Annotated in this window: 8 protein-coding genes; all 8 read left to right on the forward strand. The window is 51.2% G+C overall.

Features of this window, described 5'->3' with window-relative positions:
* A partial coding sequence (locus tag A4E54_RS04475) for a triose-phosphate isomerase (RefSeq protein WP_286724661.1) occupies window positions 1–139 on the forward strand: 139 nt, incomplete at its 5' end.
* Window positions 140–196: 57 nt separating this feature from the next.
* On the forward strand, window positions 197–1756 hold the full coding sequence (gene gpmI, locus A4E54_RS04480; protein WP_286724653.1) for a 2,3-bisphosphoglycerate-independent phosphoglycerate mutase: 1560 nt from the start codon (window positions 197–199) through the stop codon (window positions 1754–1756).
* 12 nt (window positions 1757–1768) lie between these two features.
* The gene (eno, locus tag A4E54_RS04485; protein WP_240082799.1) at window positions 1769–3055 is read left to right on the forward strand and encodes a phosphopyruvate hydratase; all 1287 of its coding nucleotides are present in this window, start codon (window positions 1769–1771) and stop codon (window positions 3053–3055) included.
* A 697-nt stretch (window positions 3056–3752) separates the two neighbouring features.
* Window positions 3753–3977 (forward strand): preprotein translocase subunit SecG, encoded by a 225-nt coding sequence (gene secG / locus A4E54_RS04490; protein ID WP_240082798.1) that lies wholly within the window; start codon window positions 3753–3755, stop codon window positions 3975–3977.
* A gap of 99 nt (window positions 3978–4076) precedes the next feature.
* Complete coding sequence (locus A4E54_RS04495; protein ID WP_286724656.1) at window positions 4077–6152, forward strand: sodium-translocating pyrophosphatase; 2076 nt, start codon at window positions 4077–4079, stop codon at window positions 6150–6152.
* Window positions 6153–6265: 113 nt separating this feature from the next.
* Window positions 6266–6742 (forward strand): PaaI family thioesterase, encoded by a 477-nt coding sequence (locus tag A4E54_RS04500; protein ID WP_286724658.1) that lies wholly within the window; start codon window positions 6266–6268, stop codon window positions 6740–6742.
* Complete coding sequence (locus A4E54_RS04505) at window positions 6693–7244, forward strand: HD domain-containing protein (RefSeq protein ID WP_240082796.1); 552 nt, start codon at window positions 6693–6695, stop codon at window positions 7242–7244. Before A4E54_RS04500 ends, A4E54_RS04505 begins: the two co-directional genes overlap by 50 nt.
* 110 nt (window positions 7245–7354) lie before the next feature.
* On the forward strand, window positions 7355–7816 hold the full coding sequence (gene smpB, locus A4E54_RS04510; RefSeq protein ID WP_240082795.1) for an SsrA-binding protein SmpB: 462 nt from the start codon (window positions 7355–7357) through the stop codon (window positions 7814–7816).
* The last annotated feature ends 120 nt before the right edge of the window (window positions 7817–7936 follow it).

A 7936-nucleotide genomic window follows, 5' to 3' on the forward strand; every position in this document is an offset into this window, starting at 1 on the left:
CCAGTACGGCGGCAGCGTAAAACCGCAAAACGCCGCGGGCCTGATGGCGCAGCCGGATATCGACGGCGCCCTGGTGGGCGGCGCCAGCCTGGATGTGGACAGTTTTTCAGGTATAGTAAAAGCAGCCGCCGGAGTTTAGATTCTATTCTGACATCCGACTTCCGACGACTGACGACCGAAACCGGAGGTTCCTGATTTGAAGACAAATAAAAAACCCCTGGTCCTGGTAATAATGGACGGCTGGGGTCTTAGTTCCAGGGTTGAAGGCAACGCTATCGCCCGCGCAAACACGCCAAATGTGGATAGCTGCCTGGCCAACTACCCTCACTGCGCCCTCGTTTGCTCCGGTGAGGAAGTAGGCCTCCCCGAAGGTCAAATGGGCAACTCGGAAGTGGGTCACTTGAACATCGGCGCCGGCCGGGTGGTCTACCAGGAATTTACCCGGATAAACCGGGCTGTCAGGGACAAAAGTTTTTTTGAGAACAAGATATTGCTGGAATCCGTCAAACATGTCAAAAAGAATGGTTCCGCACTCCACCTGATGGGGTTGCTGTCTGATGGCGGTGTGCACAGTCACATTAATCATTTGTTTGCCTTGTTGGAGCTGGCGGCGCGGGAAAATCTTAACCAGGTGTTTGTTCACGCTTTCCTTGACGGGCGGGATGTGCCGCCCGCCAACGCCAAAGAATACTTTACCCTTCTCGAAGCCAAGTTTGTTGAATTGGGCTTCGGAGCGGTGGCGACGGTAATGGGCCGTTATTACGCCATGGACAGGGACCGCCGCTGGGAGCGTGTGGAGCAGGCCTATAACGCCATGGTTTGCGGGGACGGAATTCAGGCGAATAGTCCGTTCGACGCGGTAGACCTCGGGTACGGCAGGGGAGAAACAGATGAATTCATCCGGCCGACGGTAATCGCGCGGGAGGGTGGCAAACTGGTGGCTGGAGTATCTGACGGTGACGCCATCATATTTTACAACTTTCGCCCGGACCGGGCGCGCGAGTTGACCCGTGCTTTTATAGATGAGGATTTTGACGGGTTTGCCCGTCGTGACGGGTATCCGAAGGTGCATTTCACCTGCATGACGCTGTATGACAAGACCATTAAAGCGCCTGTGGCTTTTGAGCCGCAGCGGTTGGGTAACACCTTAGGCCAGGTGTTCAGCGACAATGGAATCGTTCAGTTAAGGCTTGCCGAGACGGAAAAATACGCGCATGTGACGTTTTTCTTTAACGGTGGTGTTGAAGCGCCCAACCCGGGTGAAGAAAGAATTCTGATTCCCTCTCCCAAAGTGGCGACTTACGACCTGAAGCCGGAAATGAGCGCGGTTGAAGTTACCGATACATTTTTAGAACAACTGAACACGGGCAAGTTCGATGTAATCATCATGAACTATGCGAACGCCGACATGGTCGGGCATACCGGTGTTATGGACGCGGCTGTCAGCGCGGTGGAGACTGTGGACCGTTGCCTGGGCAGAGTGATCCCGGCCGTGCTGGAAAAGAACGGCACTGTTCTGATCACCGCGGACCACGGCAACGCTGATGAAATGATCGATGAAAACGGCGAGGTCTTTACCGCCCACACCACTAATCCGGTGCCATTTTTGATGATCCGCCGCGATGCAACAGGTGTTTTCCTGCGTGACGGAAGCCTGGAGGACATTGCCCCAACCATGCTTGAACTGCTGAATATTCCCAAGCCGCGGGAAATGACCGGTAAATCGTTAATGCAAAATGCCAGTACAATTAAATAAGGGGGAATACCTGTGTCAACATTAATAGAAGACATTTATGCCCGGGAAATTCTTGATTCCCGCGGCAACCCAACCATTGAGGTGGAAGTGGTCCTGGAAAACGGGATCATGGGCAGAGCGGCCATTCCATCCGGGGCGTCCACAGGCGCCTATGAAGCAGTCGAATTAAGGGACGGCGACAGCAAGCGATACAACGGCAAAGGGGTGCTGAAGGCGGTTGAGAATGTCAACTCCATCCTTGCTCCTGAAATAGCCGGATACGATGCGACGGATCAGGCCGGTATCGACCGGGCCATGCTGCAGTTGGACGGGACACCGAACAAGGGCAAGTTCGGCGCCAACGCCATTTTAGGCGTGTCCATAGCCGCAGCTAAGGCCGCCGCGGAAGCGGTGGGCCTGCCTCTCTACCAGTACCTGGGGGGCACAAACGCCAAAGTGCTGCCGGTGCCGATGATGAATATCTTGAATGGCGGCAAGCACGCGGATAACAACGTCGATATTCAGGAATTCATGGTTATGCCGGTCGGCGCCGCGAATTTCGCCGAAGCGCTGCGGATGAATACAGAAATATATCATACGTTGAAGAGTGTGCTGAAAAAGAAAGGGCTAAACACCGCGGTCGGTGACGAGGGCGGTGTGGCGCCGATGCTCGGGTCAAATGAAGAGGCGCTGGCGGTGATCATTGAAGCGATTCAAGCCACAGGCTATCAGCCCGGCGAGGAGATTGCCCTGGCTATCGATGCCGCCGCGTCGGAATTTTTCAAAGAAGGCAAATATGTTTTGGCGGCCGAAAACAAAAGCCTTACCGCGGCTGAGATGGTGGACTATTACACCATGCTGGTGGATAAGTATCCGATTATATCCATCGAAGACGGTCTGGCTGAAGATGACTGGGACGGCTGGAAAATGCTGAACGAGCGTCTGGGCAAGCGGATTCAAATTGTTGGTGACGACCTATTTGTCACAAACACCGAACGCTTGGCCCGGGGCATCCAGTTAGGTGTCGCCAATTCAATTTTAATTAAGCTGAATCAGATCGGCACCATAACTGAGACTCTGGACGCTATTGAAATGGCTAAGCAAGCCGGGTTCACGGCGGTTGTTTCGCACCGTTCCGGTGAGACGGAGGACGTAACCATTGCCGATCTGGTGGTGGCGACTAATGCCGGACAGATCAAGAGCGGCGCGCCATGCCGCACGGACCGGGTAGCCAAGTACAACCAGTTGCTGAGAATTGAAGAGGAATTGGGCCTCCTGGCCCTTTATAAAGGAAAGGGTGTTTTTTATAACATAAAATAGAATCGCCGTATTGCGAATACTAATGAATAATAATGCATTTGTCCGGGGGCTGATGGTTAGGTCCCCGGCAGTTTTTTTTCTCATGTCTCTGAAATCTGAAAACTTGCTATAGACTACTCTACTCTGAAAATTAAAAGACTCTTAATCCTTGAAGACAATAATTAACAAAGCCAGCTAAGCATGAACCTGGCAGCAAAATGACAGTAACAACACAAGAATTTAAGCTACTGATTCAATGGTGACCTTGCATCCAAGAGAATGATTATTCCGTCCTGCGTGCTTCCCGAATGGGAGCAACTATCTGTGGTGCACCTGGTCGTTGGGGTCTGTCTAAATATCGGGCTCGTGGCACCAAGCTAGTTCGACCTCCCTTCGCCAGCCGTAAAAGTAAGAGATTCTATGTGATGCTATTTTCATCCTTCTGATGGTGTTGCGTTAGTAACATATTTGTCTAAATATTTGTTCTATGACGATTGTCAGTTATAACGCGCTGTGGTAAAATGAATTTGGTTTATTTACCGTTGATCCCGGTATTGCCATGTATTTACCTTATTTTAATAAATTTCTTATATTTTTAAAGATATTTTAAAATATTGGATATTACAATTGGATTAGGTTACTTAAACCGATATATCAAAAACGTCTAAGGTTGGGCAATTTCCGGGATACAAGACCTAATAAGGAGGTGAACTGTGTAGTGAAGATCGCAGTGACTGCCCTGCATGTCATTTTTTCTGTTGCACTGATCGCTGTCGTAATTCTGCAATCCGGCAGGAGCGCCGGTCTGTCTGGATCAATCGCCGGTGGTGCGGAAACACTATTCGGTAAAAAGAAGGGGCTGGACGAGTTGCTGGGGAAAGTCACTATCGTGGTGGCGGTATTATTCGCGGCTACCGCACTAGGTTTGGTTGCCTGGAAATAGTTTGAGAAGAAAAAAGAATTTTGGGAAAAGTAGAAAAAAAGAATTTTTGGGAGAAGCGGAAGAAAAAAGAAACTTTGGGAGAAGTGGAGGGTTAATAAAGTGCAGGACATTACTCTGGCCTATTATGGCGCGGCCGCAGGGTCGATTGCCCTACTCTTTGCGCTTGCCACTCTGGCTAGCATTTTGAAAGAGTCCATGGGCACCCCCAGAATGAAGGAGATCTCTGAAGCTGTTCAGGAAGGCGCCATGGCTTACCTGAACCGTCAGTATAAGACCCTGATTCCTTTTACTATTGTTATTGCCATTCTTCTTGTTGTAGTATTACCAATGCTTGATCCGCGGGTTGAAGGCGTTCCCCTGTGTGTATCCTTCCTGGTTGGTGCTATTTGCTCAGCCATAGCCGGTTATATCGGTATGAACAGCACTACTAAGTCCAACGCTCGTACCGCTGAAGCCGCACGCAGCCATGGACTGGGCAAGGCGCTAAACGTTTCATTCCGCGCCGGCGCTGTCATGGGCTTGTCCGTTGCCGGTCTGGGCCTGTTGGGCGTTTCTGCTTTATTTATTATTTATGGAGACGCTGTGGTGATCAACAGCTTTGCTTTCGGAGCGTCCGCTATCGCGTTCTTCGCCCGTGTCGGCGGCGGGATCTACACTAAGGCTGCTGACGTCGGCGCCGACCTGGTTGGTAAGGTAGAAGCCGGTATTCCGGAAGACGACCCGCGCAACCCGGCTACCATCGCCGATAACGTTGGTGACAACGTCGGTGACACAGCCGGTATGGGCGCCGACTTGTTCGAGTCTTACGCCGCTACTACCATTGCCGCTATGATTATCGGCAACAGTATTTTTGGAATGGAAGGCGCGCTTTTCCCACTGGTGGTTGGCGCGATCGGTATCATTGCTTCTATCATCGGTACCTTCTTCGTCCGCACCAGTGAAGGCGGCAACCCGCAGGCAGCCCTTAATGTGGGACTGTGGGCCACCAACATTATGACTGCTATCGGTGTCTACTTCCTTTCTGTCAGTACCTTTGGCTCTAAAGAAGGTTTTGGCATCTTTCTTGCTGTTGCTGCCGGTCTTATCGTTAACGTCGCCATCGGCGCCCTTACCGAGTACTATACTGCCAACACCAAGACTCCCTGCCGGCGCATCGCTGAAGCCTCTAAAACCGGCCCGGCCACTAACGTGATCCAAGGCTTGGCGGTAGGTATGGAATCAGTATTTTTACCCATGCTTTTCTTTGCCGCTGCCATTTGGTTTGCTTTCTGGGCAGCCAGTTTTGTTAATCCCGAACACGCTATTTATGGTATCGCTATGGCCACGATGGGCATGCTTTCCACCGCAGGCATTGTGGTGGCCATGGACTCCTTCGGTCCTGTTGCCGACAACGCCGGCGGTATTGCCGAAATGGCCGAGCTGCCGCCTGAAGTCCGTAAAAAAACCGACAAGCTGGATGCTGTTGGCAACACTACTGCTGCGATCGCTAAAGGGTTTGCCATTGGTTCCGCTGCCCTGACCGCACTGGCCCTCTTCCAGGCCTTTGCCGACGAAGTGGTGCGCAACCCGAAACTGCAACATCTGCTGGTTGACGGTCAACTGGTAATGAACTTGAATAACCCAAAAGTTTTAATCGGGCTTTTAATCGGCGCCGCGGTTCCTTTCCTGGTTGGCGCTTCCACTATGCGTGCTGTTGGTGAGGCTGCTTTCAGTATGATTAACGAAGTACGACGCCAGTTCCGCGAGATCCCCGGCATCATGGAAGGTGAGGGCAAGCCGGACTACGCCCGTTGCGTGAGTATCGCCACCGGCGCTGCTATCAGTAAGATGCTCTTCCCCGGCCTGGTTGCGGTTGGTATGCCCATTCTCGTAGGCTTTGGTCTGGGAGCTTTGTCGCTGGCTGGTTATCTGACTGGTTTAACCGCAACTGGTGTTCTGATGGCTCTGTTCCTGGCTAACGCAGGCGGTGCCTGGGATAACGCCAAGAAGTGGATTGAAGAGGGCAACCTGGGTGGTAAGAAAATTGACGGCGAACCCAACCCGATTCACCAGGCTGCTGTTATCGGCGACACCGTCGGTGACCCCTGCAAGGACACCTCCGGCCCAGCTATGAATCCGCTAATCAAGGTTGCCGGTACTGTCTCCCTGATTATCGGTTCTGTACTTTTCCACTAAAAACAAAAAAAATGCCGGGTTTCCCCGGCATTTTTTTTACCCGTTGAAAATTGATAAAAATGGTTTATACTAGTAGGATAGAAGATTTGCCGAACCGAAGAGAAGGTGAAACGATGGCTAAATTCCTGCGTGAAGACAATATGTGCTTCGCCTGCAGCGCACGCAATCCTATCGGGCTAAAATTAAAATTTGAGCAGGATGGCGACATCTGCCGGACATATTTTATCGCCAGGACAGAGCATCAAGGCTGGAATGGGGTGCTGCACGGCGGGCTGGTTGCCACTTTGCTAGATGAAGTGATGGCCCAGTGGTTATGGGTGCGTGATATCGCAACAATGACTGCTGAAATTACCACCCGTTACAGTAAAGCAGTTCCGGTAGGAGAGCGGCTTACCCTGGAAGCAAACCTGTTGTCCGACCGTAGAAGGTTGGTTGAGATGACGGGCAGGTTGATCCTGCCGGATGGTACTGTGGCGGCGCGGGCAAAGGCCAAATTTTTGAAGATGGACCCGGAAAAGATGTCGAAGGGGGAACTGAAACTTGAACAGAACAGAGGCCGTGGCGCTGCTGAAGAAAAACCTGACAAATAAAAACTTGTTTAACCATTCTCTTGCGGTTGAAGCCGTAATGCGCCGTCTGGCGCGGCATTTCGGCCAGGACGAAGAGAAATGGGGGCTGGCCGGACTGCTGCACGATATCGACTACGACCGTACTAAGGACGACCCGGAACGTCATAGCATAGAAGGCGCCGCCTTGCTGGAGGAATCCGGTTTGCCGGAAGATATAGTTTATGCGGTAAAAGTGCATAACGAACGGCATGGGCTACCTCGTGAATCACTTATGGATAAAGCTCTTTTTGCCAGCGATCCGGTTACCGGATTGATAGTAGCCGGCGCGTTGATCAGGCCGGAAAAGAAGTTGGCGGTAGTTGATGTTCCTTTTCTAATGAAACGTTTTAATGAGAAATCATTTGCCCGCGGGGCGAACCGGGAAACGATCAAAGCTTGTTCTGAATTATCGCTTTCCCTGGAAGAATTTCTTGGGCTAAGCCTTGAAGCGATGCAGGGCATTGCCGCAGAACTAAAACTATAAATCTGATTATAGCTTTTTTACTTGACAAACCATGCCCGCCTGCTATAATGAAAGCATTTCCCGGCACCATTAAAATAAAATGGTACCCGTTAAAGTTCTGGTGATTAAGCATGGGATATAAAACCGTAACTGAAAACAGAAAAGCCCGGCATGAATATCATGTTATAGAGACCTTTGAAGCAGGCCTGGCTTTGACCGGAACCGAAGTAAAATCCCTGCGTGCCGGGCGAGCCAACCTGCAGGATAGCTACGCCCGCGTTGAAAACGCCGAACTTTTATTGTATAATATGCATATAAGCCCTTATGATCAAGGAAACCAGTTTAACCATGAACCCAAGCGCACCCGTAAGCTTTTGATGCACAAAGTGGAGATTTTGCGCTTGTTGGGTAAAGCCAGGGAAAAAGGTTTGGCCTTAATCCCGCTAAAAGTATATTTTAAGGATGGCATTGCCAAGGTGGAACTGGCGCTGGCCAAGGGCAAGAAGATATATGACCGGAGAGATGACATAGCCGCGCGTGACGCTCGGCGGGAAATCGACCGGGCTGTGAAGGAAAGGTCAAAGATGTATTAGAATAATATTACTGTCACTATTCACCAGATATTATTTTACGGGGGCGTAAAGGTTTCGACGGGGGAAGCGGTGGCAGGAGGAGCGAGCCGGGGTTCCATCAGCCCGCAATACGGTGGAAAA

The sequence above is a fragment of the Pelotomaculum sp. PtaB.Bin117 genome (assembly GCF_002067195.1).
Classification (GTDB): domain Bacteria; phylum Bacillota; class Desulfotomaculia; order Desulfotomaculales; family Pelotomaculaceae; genus Pelotomaculum_D; species Pelotomaculum_D terephthalicicum.